17 protein-coding genes and 1 pseudogene are annotated in these 17,402 nt (G+C 65.4%); 8 read left to right on the forward strand and 10 right to left on the reverse strand.

Annotated features, from left to right (window positions below; translation table 11 throughout):
- Nucleotides 1-8 precede the first annotated feature (8 nt).
- A complete protein-coding gene (locus tag G332_RS0103645) occupies nucleotides 9-761 on the reverse strand; it encodes an MBL fold metallo-hydrolase (protein WP_019625634.1) in 753 nt (250 codons plus the stop codon).
- A 240-nt stretch (nucleotides 762-1,001) separates the two neighbouring features.
- On the opposite strand from G332_RS0103645, the gene G332_RS0103650 reads away from it, so the two are divergent.
- The 7 genes and pseudogenes from G332_RS0103650 to G332_RS13850 all read left to right on the forward strand — a co-directional run bounded on the left by G332_RS0103650 (nucleotide 1,002) and on the right by G332_RS13850 (nucleotide 6,565).
- The gene (locus G332_RS0103650) at nucleotides 1,002-1,241 is read left to right on the forward strand and encodes a BolA family protein (protein ID WP_019625635.1); all 240 of its coding nucleotides are present in this window, start codon (nucleotides 1,002-1,004) and stop codon (nucleotides 1,239-1,241) included.
- 10 nt (nucleotides 1,242-1,251) lie between these two features.
- Nucleotides 1,252-1,662 carry a hypothetical protein gene (locus G332_RS0103655; protein ID WP_019625636.1) on the forward strand — a complete coding sequence of 137 codons (411 nt, stop codon included), beginning with the start codon at nucleotides 1,252-1,254 and terminating at the stop codon, nucleotides 1,660-1,662.
- Nucleotides 1,659-2,192 carry a hypothetical protein gene (locus tag G332_RS0103660; RefSeq protein WP_019625637.1) on the forward strand — a complete coding sequence of 178 codons (534 nt, stop codon included), beginning with the start codon at nucleotides 1,659-1,661 and terminating at the stop codon, nucleotides 2,190-2,192. Before G332_RS0103655 ends, G332_RS0103660 begins: the two co-directional genes overlap by 4 nt.
- 250 nt (nucleotides 2,193-2,442) lie before the next feature.
- Nucleotides 2,443-3,654: an HDOD domain-containing protein gene (locus G332_RS0103665; protein ID WP_019625638.1), complete on the forward strand. Its 1,212-nt coding sequence runs from the start codon at nucleotides 2,443-2,445 to the stop codon at nucleotides 3,652-3,654.
- An 8-nt stretch (nucleotides 3,655-3,662) separates the two neighbouring features.
- Nucleotides 3,663-4,868 carry an HDOD domain-containing protein gene (locus G332_RS0103670; protein WP_019625639.1) on the forward strand — a complete coding sequence of 402 codons (1,206 nt, stop codon included), beginning with the start codon at nucleotides 3,663-3,665 and terminating at the stop codon, nucleotides 4,866-4,868.
- A gap of 71 nt (nucleotides 4,869-4,939) precedes the next feature.
- Complete coding sequence (lipA, locus tag G332_RS0103675; RefSeq protein WP_019625640.1) at nucleotides 4,940-5,896, forward strand: lipoyl synthase; 957 nt, start codon at nucleotides 4,940-4,942, stop codon at nucleotides 5,894-5,896.
- A 448-nt stretch (nucleotides 5,897-6,344) separates the two neighbouring features.
- A pseudogene (locus G332_RS13850) lies at nucleotides 6,345-6,565 on the forward strand (hypothetical protein).
- A gap of 316 nt (nucleotides 6,566-6,881) precedes the next feature.
- On the opposite strand, the gene lipB reads toward G332_RS13850, so the two are convergent.
- The 9 genes from lipB to ppa form a co-directional block, all read right to left on the reverse strand.
- Nucleotides 6,882-7,604 carry a lipoyl(octanoyl) transferase LipB gene (gene lipB / locus G332_RS0103680; protein ID WP_019625641.1) on the reverse strand — a complete coding sequence of 241 codons (723 nt, stop codon included), beginning with the start codon at nucleotides 7,602-7,604 and terminating at the stop codon, nucleotides 6,882-6,884.
- Nucleotides 7,601-7,867: a YbeD family protein gene (locus tag G332_RS0103685; RefSeq protein ID WP_019625642.1), complete on the reverse strand. Its 267-nt coding sequence runs from the start codon at nucleotides 7,865-7,867 to the stop codon at nucleotides 7,601-7,603. The genes lipB and G332_RS0103685 overlap by 4 nt, the downstream gene beginning before the upstream one ends.
- Entirely contained in the window at nucleotides 7,867-8,754 is an 888-nt protein-coding gene (locus tag G332_RS0103690; RefSeq protein WP_019625643.1) for a D-amino acid aminotransferase, read from the reverse strand. The genes G332_RS0103685 and G332_RS0103690 overlap by 1 nt, the downstream gene beginning before the upstream one ends.
- 14 nt (nucleotides 8,755-8,768) lie before the next feature.
- Complete coding sequence (locus G332_RS0103695) at nucleotides 8,769-10,031, reverse strand: D-alanyl-D-alanine carboxypeptidase family protein (RefSeq protein WP_026340566.1); 1,263 nt, start codon at nucleotides 10,029-10,031, stop codon at nucleotides 8,769-8,771.
- Between the two features lie 293 nt (nucleotides 10,032-10,324).
- A complete protein-coding gene (locus tag G332_RS0103700) occupies nucleotides 10,325-11,299 on the reverse strand; it encodes a septal ring lytic transglycosylase RlpA family protein (protein WP_369699370.1) in 975 nt (324 codons plus the stop codon).
- Nucleotides 11,300-11,663: 364 nt separating this feature from the next.
- Nucleotides 11,664-12,683 (reverse strand): lytic murein transglycosylase B, encoded by a 1,020-nt coding sequence (gene mltB / locus G332_RS0103705; RefSeq protein ID WP_019625646.1) that lies wholly within the window; start codon nucleotides 12,681-12,683, stop codon nucleotides 11,664-11,666.
- Nucleotides 12,680-13,798 carry a rod shape-determining protein RodA gene (rodA, locus tag G332_RS0103710; RefSeq protein WP_019625647.1) on the reverse strand — a complete coding sequence of 373 codons (1,119 nt, stop codon included), beginning with the start codon at nucleotides 13,796-13,798 and terminating at the stop codon, nucleotides 12,680-12,682. Before rodA ends, mltB begins: the two co-directional genes overlap by 4 nt.
- Entirely contained in the window at nucleotides 13,795-15,669 is a 1,875-nt protein-coding gene (mrdA, locus tag G332_RS0103715) for a penicillin-binding protein 2 (RefSeq protein ID WP_019625648.1), read from the reverse strand. The genes rodA and mrdA overlap by 4 nt, the downstream gene beginning before the upstream one ends.
- A gap of 107 nt (nucleotides 15,670-15,776) precedes the next feature.
- On the reverse strand, nucleotides 15,777-16,313 hold the full coding sequence (ppa, locus tag G332_RS0103720) for an inorganic diphosphatase (protein ID WP_019625649.1): 537 nt from the start codon (nucleotides 16,311-16,313) through the stop codon (nucleotides 15,777-15,779).
- A gap of 445 nt (nucleotides 16,314-16,758) precedes the next feature.
- Between ppa and G332_RS0103725 the strand changes: the two genes are divergently transcribed.
- Nucleotides 16,759-17,400: an adenylate kinase gene (locus G332_RS0103725; RefSeq protein WP_019625650.1), complete on the forward strand. Its 642-nt coding sequence runs from the start codon at nucleotides 16,759-16,761 to the stop codon at nucleotides 17,398-17,400.
- Nucleotides 17,401-17,402: the final 2 nt, after the last annotated feature.

Here is a 17,402-nt window from a genome sequence, read left to right on the forward strand (position 1 = left end):
CTACGGGATCAGCCCTGCTGATCGGGCTCGCACAAACGCTGCTTGTGGTCCGGCAGGTTGTCGGGGCACATGCCACAGCCTTCGTTGCCCGGCAGTGCCCAGTCGATCTTCTTCGGATAGGGTAGATCCATCTCGTCCATGATCTTTACGAACTCGGCCTCCGGCTTGCCCTTGCCCAGACGCGGGTTGCGCATCTTCTCCTGCCCGATCGTGGTGATCTGACGCTCCTCGTAGTCATGCCCGGGATAGACCAGGGTCTCGTCCGGCAGGGTGAAGAACTTGTCCTGGATCGAGTGGTACAGCGTCCGGGCATCTCCGGACTGGAAATCCGTCCGGCCACAGGCCTCGATCAACAGGGCATCACCCGAGAACAGCATCTTCAGGCCGACGTGATCCATCAGGTAGGCATGGTGCGCATCGGTGTGACCCGGGGTATACAGCGGGTTGATCACCAGATTACCCACCTGGAAGGGTTCACCCTCGCGCAGCCCGAAGTCACGACAGGGCAGTTCGTCCATGGCCGGGCCACCCAGCTTGCAGCCGGTCTTCTCGCGCAGCATGCGCCCGCCGGTGATGTGGTCGGCATGGATATGGGTCTCGATGGCGTAGTCCAGCGTCAGGCCCATCTCCTGCAGCACGCGCAAGTCGCGGTCGACCGTCTCGATGACCGGGTCGATCAACGCCGTCTTTCCGGTATCCGGACAACTCAGCAGATAGGTATAGGTGGACGATTCGTCCTCGAACAGTTGCTTGAAGATCATTGGTCATTGCCTCCTTGGTCGATAGACCCGGTTCCGATACACCAGATGCTAGCGCAGGTACGCCGGAACCTCCCAAACCACCCCGACTTTCCATGCAGGTGTTTCCCGAGTGGGGGCACTTCTGTCGTAACCGGCACGCGGCTATCATCCGCGGTTGCGACCCCGGGCCACGCCTCACGCGGGCCCGGGGCCGCGTGGTCACACCTTACAAGACAAATCGCACGAATCGGGAGACTCATCATGGAAGCCAGCCAAGTGGCCGCACTCATCCGCGCCGGCCTGCCGGAGGCCGAGAAGGTTGAAGTAACCGGCGGTGAGGGCAAGTTCGAGGCCCTGGTCGTCAGCCCGCAGTTCGCCGGCATGAACGCGGTGAAGAAACACCAGACGGTCTATGCCACCGTGCGCGACCAGATCGACTCCGGCGAGGTCCATGCGCTGTCCATCCGCGCCTTCACGCCGGAGGACGCCCCGGACGCCTGAGGTTTGCACTGTGCTCTCGCCCAAGGGCCGCGAGGAGATCGAACGCCTCCTGGAAGGCGGACTGGTACAGGACTGGGGCCAGGCCGAGACAACCCTGCGCAACGTTACGCGCATGCTGCTGACGACGCGCCCCGACCTGCTGCGGCTGTACTTTACGCCGGCGACCTGGGAACAGATCACCGCCTGGCCACAAAAGAAGGCCGCCAACGCCATCATCGCGGCGCTGCGCACCGGCGTGGTCGACACCCTTGGACGCCCGGCCATTGCCAACCGCGAGCAGGCGCGTTTCTATCTGCTCTGCTTCCAGGACGACCTCACCGAACACGTCGATGCCTGGTGTCGCGAGCACCCCGAGCAGTGCCCCCGACGCGCCCGCGCCCACAGTCAGTCCCGGACTCTTCCCGGTGATACCACCCCATGACCACCCCTGTGCTGGAATGCAGCGATCCCGCCATCGAGGCCGGGCTGCGCGCCCTTTTGACACGCTATGGCCTGCAGCTGGTGATGCACCCGGCGGGTGCCACACTGCCCGGCACCTGGTGGGGCGAACCCGAAGCCGGCATCATCGGACAGACCGTACACGTGCGCCCGGACACCCCGCTGCACTCGGCGCTGCACGAGGCCGGCCACGTGATCTGCATGGACCCGGCCCGGCGCACCTGTCTGCACACCAATGCCGGGGGCGATGATCTCGAGGAATGCGGCGTCTGCTATCTGCAGATCCTGCTCGCGGACACCCTCCCCGGCGTTGGCCAGACCCGGCTGATGCAGGACATGGATACCTGGGGCTACAGCTTCCGCCTGGGCCGCACGGCCGCCTGGTTTCGCGAGGACGCCGCCGATGCACGGGACTTCCTGCGGGCGCACGGCCTGATCGATGCCCACGACCGGCCGCGCTTCCTCTGCCGCGGCGCCACCACCCCGGCGGGCGCCTGTCAGACCGAGGTCTGAACGGCTGCATATCCGGAAGCGAGCGCCCTTTGCCACGCCCTCGCGACAAAGACTCTGCACCTCGGAATACCGCAATAAAATCCGGTCTCCGATCCCACGCCCGCGCCCGCGCCCGCAACAATCACCGCGAACCGGCACGCTCCCGGACGCAAGATCGGGTGCTACACTGCCAGCAAGCAACTGTACCTTCAGTCATACGAGCCCACCTCGGCGGGGTATGGACTGCAAAGCCCGAATCGGGAAAGACTCCATGGACAGCACCCGCATTGATGCGATGTTGAAGGATCTCGATCTGACCTCGAGCCTGTCCGACCAGGCCCGCAGCGAACTGGCATCCGCCTGCGCGACCCGCGAGCTGGAGGCCGGCCGCCGCCTCCGCCCGCAGGATGCAAGCGATCGCTACCTGTTTCTGCTGGACGGCCAGCTCGTTCGTGTCCGGGGCGGGACCCCGGCCCGCATTACCGCCAGCATCACCGTCTCCGACGGCCCGGAGCAGCTCTTCGACCACACCATCGGACAGCAGGACTTCGTCATCACCGAAACCCCCTGCCAGCTGCTGGAGATCCCGACCGCCGCACTGGAACAGGCCCACAGCACCTCGCTGGCCGTCAGTGACACCGATCTGGACGACATCGAAGGCGCCTTCTTCAGCGAACTCTACGACCTGATCACCAGCCAGCAGCTGCAATTGCCAACCATGCCGGAGATCGCGCTGCAGATTCAGGAACTGAGCAACGACCCGAACGCCGACCTGGACTCGTTGACCGAGCTGATCCAGCGCGACGGCACCATTGCCGCTGCCATGCTGCATGCGACCAACAGCCCGCTTTTTCGCGCCTCGAAACCGATCCAGTCGGTGCGTGAAGCCGTTACCCGTCTCGGCTTCCGCAACACCCGAATGCTCGCGATGAACATGGCACTGCGTCAGGCGTTCAAGGCACGCCACGCCTCGACCCGGGAGGCAATGAAACAGTGCTGGAAATTCGGGGCACTGCAATCCGTCTACAGCTACCTGATCGCCGACTCGCTCAAGCAGCTGGACCGCGAACGCGCCCTGCTGGCCGGCCTGATCGCCGGCATCGGAGCGGTACCGATCATCCAGTTCGTCGAGCTGCGTGACATCCAGCCCGATACCGAGGACATCTGGTCTCTGGTGCACCACCTGCGCAATCTCGTCGGGGTGCTGGTGATCAACTACTGGGATCTGGGCAGCGACCTCGTGACCGTGGCCGAACACGCCGGGGACTGGGACTATCGCGCCAGCGCGCCGGATTACGCCAGTATCACCCTGATCGCGGAATGGCTCGTCCGCCACGAGGAAAGCGAGGCCGTTCCGGATGCGTCCGCGGTCCCCGCGTTCGAGGTTCTCGGGATTACGCCTCCGGAAGCGGGCGAACCGATGGCGTGGCTCGAGGAGCGCGCCGATGACCTCGCGGAACTCCGCGCCATGTTTAACGTCTGACCGCTCCGGTGATTAGAGAACGCATCCAATACCTGCATCCGTTCGCCGACCTGGGCGAGCGCGCGCGGGAGACATTGCTGCAGCATGCCCGCACCATCACGGTGAACCCGGGTTTCAAGCTGCACGCGCGCGATGAATTCCGCAACATGATCTTCCTGCTCGAGGGCCGTATGATCCTGGCCAGCGGGCGCCACTCGGCGATGTTGCGCGGCGATGCGGACGAGGCCCTCAGCCCGTTATTTACGACCCACGACTACCACAGCCACGCCATTGCGGCCTCGCGCGCCACACTGGCCATACTCGACCGCAATCTGTACGAGACCCTGGTCGACGACAGCAGCCAGGACAACGTGGAGGTCAGCGAGATCGAACTGTCCGACCTCGAAGGCGAGCTGTTCCGCAGCGTCTACACCCACGCCTACGCCGGCGAGCTCGCCCTGCCACAACTTCCCGAGGTGGCCCTGCATCTGCAGCGCGCCCTGCAGGACCCGGACATCTCCATCGCCAACGCCACCCGCATCATCGAGGAAGACCCGAGTGTCACCGGCCGCCTGCTGAGCGTGGCCAACAGCCCGGCCATGGGCAGCCATCGCGTCATTAGCCGGCTGCAGGATGCGGTCGCGCGCCTCGGTCTGGAACGGACCCGCCAACTGGTCATGGCTTTGGCAATGCACCAGGTATTCATCCATCGCGACAGCCCCCTACACGACCTGCTCGAGCGACTGTGGCGCCGCTCCGCACGCATCGCCGCCTACAGCTGCGTACTGGCCGACCAATGCGAGGCCGCAGATCCGCAGACCGCCCTGCTCGCCGGGTTGCTCCACCGCGTGGGCGCCCTGCCGGTGATTGCCGAGGTCGCGCGCGCCCACCCGGACCACACGCCTCAGGACCTCCAGCGCATCCTTTTGCGCCTGGAAGGCCTGGTCGGCGAACTGGTTGCCCGGCAATGGGAGCTGTCATCCGATATCATAGAGGCCATTCGCGATTCCGGTGGCCCGGAAAACCCCGAGGCTCAGGTACTCACCGACATCGTGCGGATTGCGCGTGCGGCATGCCCGCAAGACACCGAGGATGATCCCCTCGCGGACCACATCGCGCTGGCTGACCTGCGCGCGGTGGACCGCCTGGGCTTCGTGCTGGACGACGCGGGCAACCTGCCCGCCATCGAGACCGCACGTCAGGAAGTCGAGGCGCTGATCCGCGCAGTGGTCTGAGACCGCGCTACCCGATCGCCCCACGCCAGCCGGGACACCACCCCGGCGGCCACGAGATTCAGGTAAGGCCCATGGATACCCGAACCCGTCCGCAGCCCGGCGAAAAACAACGCGCCGCCGACAAGGTCGCACGCATCCCTGTCAAGATCCGTCCGACCGAACGCCCGCAGCGCAAGCCGAAATGGATCCGCGCCCAGAGTCAGGCGCGCCCGGAGGTACAGCGCATCAAGGGTATCCTGCGCGAACAGAAGCTGCATACGGTCTGCGAAGAGGCGAGCTGCCCGAACCTCGGCGAATGCTTTGCCCACGGCACCGCGACCTTCATGATCATGGGCGACATCTGCACCCGCCGCTGCCCATTCTGTGACGTCGCCCACGGCCGCCCGGACGCGCTGGACCCCGACGAACCGCGTCACCTCGCCGAGACCATCCAGGCACTGGGGCTCAAGTATGTGGTGATCACCTCCGTGGACCGTGACGACCTGCGCGACGGTGGCGCCGGCCACTTCGTGGACTGCATCCGCGAAGTCCGCAGCCTGAACCCGCACACGAAGATCGAGATCCTGGTACCCGACTTTCGTGGCCGCATGGACCGCGCGCTGGAGATCATGCACCAGGCCCCGCCGGACGTCTTCAACCACAACCTGGAGACGGTCCCGCGGCTGTACCGCGAGGCACGCCCCGGCGCCGACTATGCCTGGTCGCTGGAGCTTCTGCGTCAGTTCCGCGAGCAGCATCCCGGTGTGCCGACCAAGTCCGGCCTGATGCTGGGCCTGGGCGAAACCCGCGAGGAGTTGCTGGAGGTCTTGCAGGATCTGCGCGATCACGGCTGCGACATGCTGACCCTGGGCCAGTATCTGCAGCCCTCGCGCCACCATCTGCCGGTAACGCGCTTCCTGTCGCCGGAGGAGTTTGACGAGCTGGGCGAACGTGCCCGCGAGATGGGCTTCAAGCAGGTGGCCAGCGGGCCGATGGTGCGCTCGTCCTATCACGCCGACCTCCAGGCCCAGGGCCTCGAAACCGCCTGACCCGCCCTGCCGTTCCCGGCCACTGGGCCAGCATCCCGCGCCCCGAGGCTGGCGCTGGTCCAACCTCAGGTGTTTACGGTGGCTACGCAGGCCGCCTACCTTGTAGTGGCTGGTCCTGGTCCGGCATCCGGTGTTTACGTGCCTCCGGTCCACGTACTGCCGTGCGCTGACTCGCCAGCGCGCCCCGAGGTACTTCTTTGCTCGTGCAAAGAAGTACCCAAGAAACACGCCCGACTGCCGCGACCCCGGCCCGCTGTGCGGGCCGGGGTTTCCCTCGCTCCGAGGCTTTTCGCGGGCGGCGCTGAACTCGCTGCGCCTGCGGCTCCGCTCAGACATCCAGCGCCCCCGTTTCTATTTTGAATCGTCCCGCGAAAACCCTCTCCGCTCGGCGCGACGACAACGGGGGTCAAGGTCAAGACAACGGCCATCCCGACGGTCTTGCCAGTGGATGAAGGCGAGGTCTTCCAGCATCTAGGCACGCTCGGCCGTTGGCCGTTGCGTGCCGCGCCCGCGGCGCGGGCGCCGGGGACTTTCGGGTGGCGGTGCCTATGGTTAGGCGTAAGCGTAGGGATACGGTCGGTTTTGACCTACCCCTCCCGTATGGAGCCCCTCGCGGAGGGCGTGATGGGCCGGCCCGTTTTCCATAAATTCGGGGCGCTGGATGTCTGAGCGAAGCCGCAGGCGCAGCGAGTTCAGCGCCGCCGGCCCAGCGCGCCCGGAGCGAGGTTCCCGGGCGAAATCCGGGTGCGCCTCGACGGGTCCTTTCTTGGGCAAGCAAGAAAGCCAGTTGTTGATCAACAACGGGCGGGGCGCGCTGGCGAGTCAGCGCACGGCAGTATGTGGACCGGAGGCACCGTAAACACCAGGCGACGAACCAGGGCTAGCCAAAAATCGGCAGGTTGCGGACCGAAGGCACGTAAACACCGGATGACGAACCAGGCCTAGCCACACAGGGCAGGCGGCCGGGCGAAGCCACCGTAAAGGATCAGGCCCGGCCTCCGAGCGCGGGACAACATCCCAGCGCCAGCACGCGGACCAACTCGGGCGGCAACGCAGGTTCATGCCGGATGCTCGCAGCCGCGGCGGGAAACAGCTGCGCGGCGAGCTGGGCAAGCAGCTGTTCACGAACTCGAACGGCGTCCAGGGGACCGAGCAGCTGCTGCATGGAGGTTGCAGCGAGCCCGGGATAACCACAGGGGTTCATGCGCCGAAACGGCGCCAGGTCCGGGGCAACATTCAACGCCAGTCCATGGATGCTGCGCCCATGCCGAATACGCAGACCCAGCGCCGCAATCTTGGCCCCGCCAACATACACCCCCGGTGCATTCGCACGACGCTGGGCGTGGATCCCCCAGTGCGCCAGGGTGTCGATCACCGCCTGTTCCAGACCCTCGACCAGGCGCCGGACCCCGAGCCCCAGTCGCGGCAGATCCAGCAGCGTGTAGACGAGCAATTGACCCGGACCGTGCCAGGTCACCTGTCCGCCGCGATCAATCGCAACCACCGGGGTCGCAGCGGGATCAAGAAGATGTTCCGCACGGCCATTCCGGCCCTGAGTGAACACGGGGGGCGAATCGACACACCAGAATTCGTCCGGCCGGGACGCGTCGCGCTCCCGCGCCTGAAGCTGCATTGCCTGCCAGACGGGCACGTAGGGCTGCGCCCCCAGCAGTCGCACAACGGCCCCGGGGATACGCGGGCCGGTCACAGAATCATGCGAACCCGGTCGCAACGTCCGAGGGCCTGATAAAGTCCGTCCAGCTGGTCCTGGCTGGTCGCGGTGAAGGTAATGGTAATGCCGACGAAGCGGCCACCACTGGAGGCGCGCTGCTGAATCACGGCATCGCCCGCATCCGGCACATGTTCGGCTACGCACGCCTCTACAGCCTGCATGAGCTCCGGGTGTGCCTCGCCCATGACCTTGATGGGGAAGCGGCTGGGAAACTCGATCAGGGTCTCGCGATCACTCATCACATACCCTCCGGCGGCAACATGGAGGCACTCGTATGGGCTTCCGACTTGGCGTGTTGATACGCCGCGTGGATCTGTTGCCAGACCGGACCGGGCCGCCCATCCGCCACCGGGTGGTCATCCAGCCGCGTAACCGGCAGCACCTCACGTGTGGAGCTGGTCAACCAGATCTCGTCTGCGCGCTGCAGCTCGCTTGCGGCGAGATCGCGCTCGCAGACCGGGTAGCCGGCATTGCGCGCAAGATCCAGCACCAGCGAACGTGTAACCCCCGGCAACACGGTAGCCGTCAGCGGCGGGGTCACCACCACGCCTTCCAGCACCGCAAACGCATTGCTGGCCGCTCCCTCGGTCACGTGACCGTCACGCAGAAGAATCGCCTCCTGAGCGCCCTGCTCGGTGGCGGCCTGACGCGCCAGCACATTGGCCAGCAGGGTCGTGGCCTTGATGTCGCAGCGCGCCCAGCGCTGGTCCGGCGCGGTCACGGCGGCGATACCCTGACGCCGGGTCGTCGCGGGCAGTGGCCGAATCGGGCTGACCATCGCCAGGACCGTCGGCCGCACCTCGCCCGGGAAGGCATGGTCGCGCGGCGCCACCCCGCGGGTCACCTGCAGGTAGATCCCCAGATCGGGCGTAGCGGGGTCCGCATTGCGCTGCAGCAGGCCGTCCAGCCGTTCACGCCACTGCGTGGGCCCGTACGGGCTGGGGAGCCGGATCGCCGCCAACGACCGCGTCAGACGTTGCAGGTGCTGGTCCAGCAGGAAGAAATGCCCGCCGTAGCTGGGAATCACCTCGTAAACCGAATCACCGAACAGAAAACCGCGGTCCAGCGGCGAGATCCGGACGGCATCCAGTGGCAGGTACTCGCCATTGAAGTACGCAATGCTCACACGCGGCTCGCTCGTCAGAATGGCCAGACCGACTGGATCGACAGGACCGCCTCATCCCAGAGGCGACGGACCAGTCCGCCCTGTTCGACCCCCTGCAGTGCGACCAGCGGCTGGGCGCGCAGTACCTCGTCATTCAGGCGCACGACGACCTCGCCGACCGGCTGCCCCGCGGCCAGCGGCGCCCGCAGCGGCTGGTGGACTTCCATCGAGGCATCCAGATCATCTTCACGTCCCGGAGGCACCATCACCCAGAAGTCGTCCGCGAGGCCGACCGGCACCGCGGTCTCCATGCCGCTGTACACCCGCGGGCTTCCCAGTTCGTATCCACCTTCGAACAGCTTGCGCGTCGCGGTGAAACGCATGCCCCAGTTGACCAGCGCCTGGGACTCGTTCGCGCGCCGGGTACCCCCCTGCTGGTGGTCCGAGGCCTCGACGCCCATCACCACGGCCACCAGCCGACGGCCATTGCGCTCGGCCGACGAAACCAGGTTGTATCCGGCCCCGGACGTCCAGCCGGTCTTCAGGCCATCGAAACCGGCATCGCGCCAGAGCAGCATGTTGCGGTTGCGCTGGGTGATGTCGTTGTACTCGAACGAGCGCTCGCTGTAATAGCTGTAGAGGTCGGGAAAGTCGCGAATCAGGGCCCGCGCGAGTCTGGCCATGTCCTCCGCCGTGGTGTACTGCGCCTCATCCGAGGGCAGCCCGTGCGGATTGGCGAAGTACGAACGCATCATGCCCAGCTCGCGTGCCTGCGCATTCATCAGGTCGACAAAGGCCCCCTCGGACCCGGCCACATGCTCGGCGAGTGCGGTCGAGGCATCGTTGCCGGACTGGACGATCATCCCGCGCAGCAGGTCTTCAACCTCGACTTCTTCACCAACCTCGATAAACATGCGCGAAGCACCGCGCATACCGGTGCGCCAGGCGCGCTCGCTGATGGTGACCCGGTCCTCCAGGCCCATTCGACCAGCGCGGATCTCGCCGAAGACCACATATGCGGTCATCAACTTGGTCAGGCTGGCCGGCTCGCGTTCCACATCCGGATCGCGGGTGGCCAGCGGCAGTCCCGAGTCAAAATCCAGCAGCGTGTAGCTCGCGGCCGTAACATCGCTCGGCGGTCTGGGGACGCCGGCCGCCAGCGCCGCACCCCCGGCCCCGGAGCCGGCTACCGGCAGACGTTGCACATCCGCTGCGACCGGGGCGGCCAGTAGCATCCAGACCGACACCAGGCCGGCCAACAACAATGGAAAAGGGGAAGTACGGACGGACAGATTCATGATTGCACAGGGCCTCCTCGAGAACCCGGATACGATAGCAGAGTTGGGCCCTGGATCGGGCGGCAACAGGCACTCGAGAATCCCGGGGGGCTGTCAGACCCGGGCGCTCGGCGTTCACCCGAACCACGCGTCCGGAAGGGGACTTCAACCCGGATGCTTCATGCATTCGCGCGATGATCGGGCAGGATACGGGCCGCACAGGGGCTTTTCCGGGTAAGCGCCGCATCGGACTGACTGAAGCCCCCCTGTGCGGACATGAGACCCGCGGGGGGCGCATGCCTGAAATATACAGGCTAGTCAGCACCCCCCTCGCGCCCCACGTCCACGATGCGGTAATCCCCGTGAGCGGTATCCTCTAACTGATCCGTGATGGCTTGCACTGCGGCACTGTCCGGCAGGGGCCCGATGCGCACGCGATGAAGCTCGGCTCCGTCCGCGCGCTCGAGGGTCGAGATACGCACGGCATCCAGTCCCAGGGTTACCAGATCGGCCTGCACCCGCTCGGCCGCACGGCGCTCGGCGAAGGCCCCGACCTGGACATAACGTACGCCGTGTTCGGACTCGCCAAGGACAGGATCGTGATCCCCGGCATGCTCCGGGCCATCGGCTGCAGCGGCCGATTCCGCCGCCGGCAAGGGCTCCGGTTCGGGCACGGACCGCGCCACGCGTCCCGCCCCGACATCCCCCGGTCCCACCGCCCGGATGTGAACGCGGGCGACCCCGACATCCGTCATGTCGATGCGATGAGCTGCGGCGTAGGAAAGGTCAATGATGCGACCGTCCACGAACGGACCGCGATCATTGACGCGGACCACAACCTGCTTGCCATTCTCGAGATTGGTGACCCGGACATAACTCGGCAGCGGCAGCGACTTGTGGGCTGCGGTCATCGCATACATGTCGTAGGTCTCGCCACTGGAGGTGCGGCGACCATGGAACCGGGTGCCATACCAGGAAGCAACACCCTCCTCCTCGAATCCCTCGCTGCTTGCAAGCGTCCGGTAGCGCTGCCCGAACACCTCATACTCCGGGGGATTGCCATAGCGGCTGAGTGGCTCGTCGCGCGGCACCGGCTCGGGGATCAACGCAAGATCGGGAGGCACATCCGCTGTCTCGGGATAACCGTCGTAGGCGGCCTCGCCCAGCGGCCGCGAATCACGCTCGGACGTTCCGGAACAACCCGCCAGCAGCAGAACCACCAACAGCAAGCCGCCCCCGAAAACAATTCCGGGATCAAGGCTTACAGGGGAACGCTTCCGACAGGACACGCTCGCTGCTTCGCTGCTTTCGGGTGCGTTTATGCGCGGTGACAGCCGTGCAGTCATTCTGCTACAGGTGAACCGCAACGCCGTTCCCGCGCCCGTTTTTGATAACAACGGGCGGCCGAGCCGCCGCTTTCAATAGCTTGTGGGGTTGGTGTCCCCCCGATTCTGAATGAATATGGCCCGATCCTGCGTTGCGCCCCGAATCCATCAGAAACGGGCGGGTAGAACCGCTACCCGCTGCACGACGTGCCTTGTCTCGGAACGCTTGTCGCCAAAAACTGTGGGGCACCCACGCGGACGTGCGATTCAATCAGCGTCTCCTTAATCTGACACCGCGCAGCCGATCCGTCCCCAATCCGACAGACGCCTAGTCGCTCAGGGCCTCCGCCAGTTGGTGCACGGCCATCGCATACAGCGGGCTGCGGTTATAACGCGTGATCACGTAGAAATTCGGATAACCCAGGTAGTACTCGTACCCGTCGTCGCCCTCGAGGCGGATAAAGGAATAGCGCCCGTCTGCATCCACCTCCTCGGCCGGGTGGATGCCGTGGGCCGCCAGCTCATCGAGCTCAAAGCGGGCCTGATAGTTGCGACTGATCAGTTCCTTGTGAGCGTCGCCTTCGACCCGCGCCTGCGCCACCACGGGCTCGCCATGATTCCAGTGATGCTCGCGGAAATAGTTGGCCACCGAGCCGATGGCGTCGGGCCAGGAGTTCAACAGGTCCCTCTGGCCGCTGCCATCGAAGTCCACCGCGTAATGACGATAGCTGGAGGAGATGAACTGCCCGCGTCCCATCGCACCGGCATAGGAACCTCGCGTCTCACGCGGGTCCAGACCCTCCTCTTCCACCAGGGTCAGGAATTCACCCAGTTCGCGTCGGAAGAAGTCCGAGCGCGGCGGATAATCGAAGCCCAGCGTTACCAGCGCATCGAACACGCGGAAGCCCCCGGTGTGGCGGCCGTAGAAGGTCTCCACGCCAATGATCGCCGCTATCAGATTGGGCTCCACGTCAAAGCGGTCCTCGGCGCGCTTGAGCCAGCGTTCATGCTCCTGCATGAACTCGCGGCCGCGCTCGATCCGCTCGTCGGTCATGAAGATCGGACGATAGTCCTTCCACGGGCGCGCCTCGGCCGGACTGGAGATCAGGTCCAGGATGCGCTGTTGCGGGTCCGCACCCACGAACATCGCCTCCAGCACCTCGCGCTCGCGGCCCGCGGCGACCTGCTCGTCGATAAAGGCCTGTACCTCGTCTCGCTCGAGATACGGCGGGTCCCCCGCACGGAATTCACTGTTTGCCATCACCGAAGTGGAGGCCAGAGCCAGCGCGAGACCGGCCGGCAGCAGGCGGGCAAGACGGGCCCGCAAGGGGCGCAGGTACAGAGTCATCGATTCACCAAGCGTTTCTGAGAGCCTATGCTCATGAGAATACCGAAGGCGACCATCAGGGTCACCAGCGAAGTGCCCCCGTAGCTCACCAGGGGCAACGGCACGCCGACGACCGGCAGCAGCCCCGTCACCATGCCAATATTCACCACCATGTACACCGCAAAGGTCAGGCTGATACTCCCGCCCAGCAGACGCGCATAGCGGTCCTGCGCCAGCGCAGCGATCCAGAGTCCGCGCGCGACAATCGTAAAATACAACAGCAGGAGCAGCGCGACACCGATAAATCCGAATTCCTCAGCATACACAGCAAAGATGAAGTCGGTGGACGGCTCCGGCAGAAACTCCAGCTGCGACTGGGTACCACTCAGCCAGCCCTTGCCATACAACCCACCGGACCCGATCGCGATCTTGGACTGGATGATGTGATAGCCCGCACCCAGCGGGTCGGACTCGGGGTTGAACAGGGTCAGCACCCGCTGGCGCTGGTAGTCCAGCATCTGCGACCACAACACCGGGATAGCCGCCGTAATCGCAAGACCCAGGCCGACGAACCAGCGCCAGTCCAGCCCGGCCAGAAAAATCACCAGGAAGCCCGCAGCCCCCACCAGCATCGAGGTGCCCAGATCCGGCTGCTGCATGATCAGGTACACCGGCACCATGATCAGCACCACCGTCACCAGCAGATCCCGAAACCGCGGGCGCCCACGCCGCTGCGAGAGATACCAGGCCACCATCATCGGCACCGCCAGCTTCATGATCTCGGAGGGCTGAAAGCGCATGAACCCGAGATCCAGCCAGCGCTGCGCCCCCTTGCCAACGTCCCCGATCCACATCACCAGCAGCAGGAGGATCACGCCGGCCACGAACAACCAGGGCGAGATTGCCCGCAGTGCATGCAGGGAGACCTGCGCAACCAGCAGCATAGCGGCAACCCCGAAACCGATGCGCATCAACTGGCGTTCGATGACCACCAGGCTCTCGCCGGATGCGCTGAACAGGACGACCAGCCCCAGTAGCAACAGGATCGACAACAGCACCAGCAGCACACTGTCCAGCCGCAGGTCGCGCAGCACCCACTGCCCCAGCGACAGCTCGCGGCCCGTCACGCTAATCATGAATCCTCCGGGTCGATGGCCATGTCTGCGGCATCCAGCAGAAAGGCATCCATCACCTTGCGCGCGACCGGGGCCGCAACCCGGCCGCCGGACCCGCCATGTTCCACCAGCACGGCCACCGCGATACGGGGATCCTCGGCTGGCGCGTAACCCACAAACAGGGCGTGATCCCACAGGCGCCGGGCCAGTTCAGCCTCGTCATATTCCTGATCCTCGGCAAGACTGAAGACCTGGGAGGTTCCGGTCTTGCCGGCGATGGTGTACTCCGGCCGGGTGCTGCCCACGCTGCCCCAGGCCGTGCCATGGCGCGCATGCACCGCCTTGACCAGGGAGTCGTGAATCGTATCCCAGTGCTTCGGAGCCGCCACTACCGGGTCGCGCACGACCGGCAACGGATACTCCAGCGCCCCGTTGCCGTTGTCCATCGCGCGCAGCAGGTGTGGCTGATAACGCTGACCACGGGTTGCCAGCGCCGCGGTAAAATCCGCCATCTGCAGCGGCGTGGTCAGCATGTAGCCCTGCCCGATCGCGGTAATCAGGGTCTCGCCGGGGTACCAGACCTCGCCGTGCCTGGCCCGCTTCCAGTCCCGGCTGGGCAGTATGCCCGCACGCTCGCCGGTCGAGTCGATGCCGACCCGCTGACCGAGGCCGAACGCCCCGAGAATCGGCACCATGCGGTCGATCCCCATGGTGTGTGCCAGGTCGTAGAAATAGACGTCCGAAGACACCGCAATGGCCCGCGACATGTCGACCCGGCCGTGCCCCTCACGGCGCCAGTCGCGAAAACGCCGTTCATGTCCGGGGATCTGGTAGTAGCCGCGCGCGAATATCTCCCGCTCGGCCGTGGTAACCTCCTCTTCCAGCGCCGCCAGCGCCACCAGCGGCTTCACCGTCGAGCCGGGCGGATACTGGCCACTCAGGGCGCGATTAAACAGCGGACGGCGCTTGTTATCGCGCACCGCAGCGAAATCGGCCTGGGAGATCCCGTGCACGAAGGCCTCGGGATCGAACCCCGGCGCACTGATCAGGGCCAGGATCTCGCCGTTGTTCGGGTCCATGGCCACGATTGCGCCATCCCGGCCTTCGAGGGCACGGTATGCCGCGCGCTGCAGGTTGGCATCCAGAGTCAGGATCAGATCCGTTCCCGGCTGCGGCGGGGTCACCGACAATTCGCGCAGCACCCGCCCCTGGGCATTCACTTCCACCTGCCGGTAGCCGGGGCGCCCGTGCAGCAGTTCCTCGTAATAGCGTTCCACGCCGCTCTTGCCGATATGCGAACTGCCGGCATAGACGCGCGGATCCACCCGCTGCAAATCCTGCTGGTTGATACGCCCGACGTAACCGACCGCATGCGAGAAATCCGCCCCCAGCGGGTAGTAACGCAGCGGCCGGGCCTCGATCTCCACCCCGGGCATCTCGTGACGCGAGACAGCAAGACGCGCCACCGTGACATCATCCAGTCCGGCCTTCAAAAGCACCGGCTGAAACGGCCGCCGCTGCCGAACGCCGCGTTGAAAACGCTCGACGTCCGCCTCGCTCAACTCGACGTAATTGCGCAGCCGGTCCAGCAGGGCATCCAGGTCACCGGCCCGTTCGACCGTGATCTCGAGCTGATAGGAGGCACGGTTGCCGGCCAGCAACACACCATTGCGGTCCCGGATCACTCCCCGAGTCGGGGCGATCGGTTCCACCCGCAGGCGATTGTTCTCGGAAAGGGTGGTGAAGTGCGAATGCGCGCCGACCTGCAGCCCCGACAGCCGCCAGCCGAGCGCCAGCACAATCACTGCCAGCACCACCAGGGCCAGCAGGATACGCGCCACGAAGCGGTCTCGATCCCGTTTTTCCTCGCCGTAGGCGTCGCGTTCGGCCATATCAGGGGGCCACGCTCATGCGGCCACGCGCGCCGCAGGGGCAGACCGGGCCACCCATCCGGGGCGGCCCGGCATTCCCGGGTCCTTGCATACCGCAGGACGCGAGGTCAGATGGTGCTCTTCTGATAACGCTTGTAGCTGGCAACAATCTCCGCCTTGGCCGCTTCGGCATCCGCCCAACCGTCAACCTTGACCCATTTGCCCTTCTCCAGCTCCTTGTAGTGCTCGAAGAAGTGCCTGATCGAATCCAGCAGCTCCTGGGAAACATCTTCCGGGCCCTGGATCTTTTCGTATTGCGGGTGCAGCTTGGTTACCGGCACCGCCAGGATCTTCGCGTCCACTCCGGCTTCGTCGGTCATCTGCAGCACGCCCACCGGACGCGAACGCACCACCGAACCCGGCATCAACGGCACCGGCGTAATCACCAGCACATCCACCGGATCGTCGTCCTCGGACAGCGTGTTCGGGATGAACCCGTAGTTGCAGGGGTAGAACATCGCGACCGTCATGAAGCGGTCGACCACCAGCGCCCCGCTGTCCTTGTCGATCTCGTACTTCACGGGCTGGCCATGGGCGGGGATCTCGATCACGACGTTGACGTCGTTGGGGAGGTCCTTGCCGGCTTCGATCTGGTTGAGGTCCATGCTTGCTTCCCGAAAATATTGGCGAGCCCGCCATTATACAGGGCAGAATCCACGCAATGGGACCCGCACCCACAGCGGCCACGGTTGCGGGAAGACATCCGCAGGCGGTATAAGACCGCGCTCGGGAAACGGTTCGCGACTCGAGCGCGAATGTGTACATTAAGTTCCGTGTTTCCTGGGCGCCTGTCGGGTTTGGGCGAACGTCGCGGGCGCGGCGGGACAGCGAGGCCCTTTTTTCGGTCTCTCGAGGCGCATAATAGTGGCGCCATGTAACGAGAGGGAACGGTGAAAGGACCCGCTGTCCCGCACGCGCAGCCGATCCGTCCCCAATTCGACAGGCTCCCAGCTCCGGGCCGGCTTTGCCCGTTTCACCACCGCAATTCACCGTGCCGTCCCGTTCCCGGCTAGTCCTGCGGGTCGGCACGGCACCAGGCAGGAGTCAGCTATGCGTATCGTCCTGATGGGCGCCCCGGGTTCCGGCAAGGGCACCCAGGCCAAGAAGATGGTCGCCACCTTCGGCATCCCCCAGATCTCCACCGGCGACCTGCTGCGCGCCGCAGTCGCCGCCGAGACCGAACTCGGCAAGCAGGCCCGGAGCGCCATGGACGCCGGGCAGCTGGTTCCGGACGAGCTGGTGCTGGGGCTGATCCGCGACCGCCTGCAGGAACCCGATGCGCAGAAGGGCTTTATCCTCGACGGCTTTCCGCGCAACGTCGCCCAGGCCGAGGCGCTGGACCAGATGCTGAACGACATCGGGTCGCCACTGGACCGGGCGATCCAGATCGATGTGCCCTTCGAAGAGCTCAAGCAGCGCCTGACCGGACGCGTATCCTGTGGTGACTGCGGCGCGGTGTTCAACACCCATACCTTCCCGCCGCAGAAGGAAGGCGTATGTGATCTGTGCGGCGGCGAGCTGATCCACCGCGCGGACGACAACGAAGAAACCGTGGTGAACCGACTCAAGGTATACGAGGATCAAACCCGGCCCCTGATCGAGTATTACGACGGGCACGGCCTCCTCAAGCACATCAACGGCACGCGCGACATCGAGCTGATCTTCGACGAGATCCGCCAGCTCCTGTCCTGAAC

The organism is Thioalkalivibrio sp. ALJT (assembly GCF_000381825.1).
GTDB lineage: Bacteria > Pseudomonadota > Gammaproteobacteria > Ectothiorhodospirales > Ectothiorhodospiraceae > Thioalkalivibrio.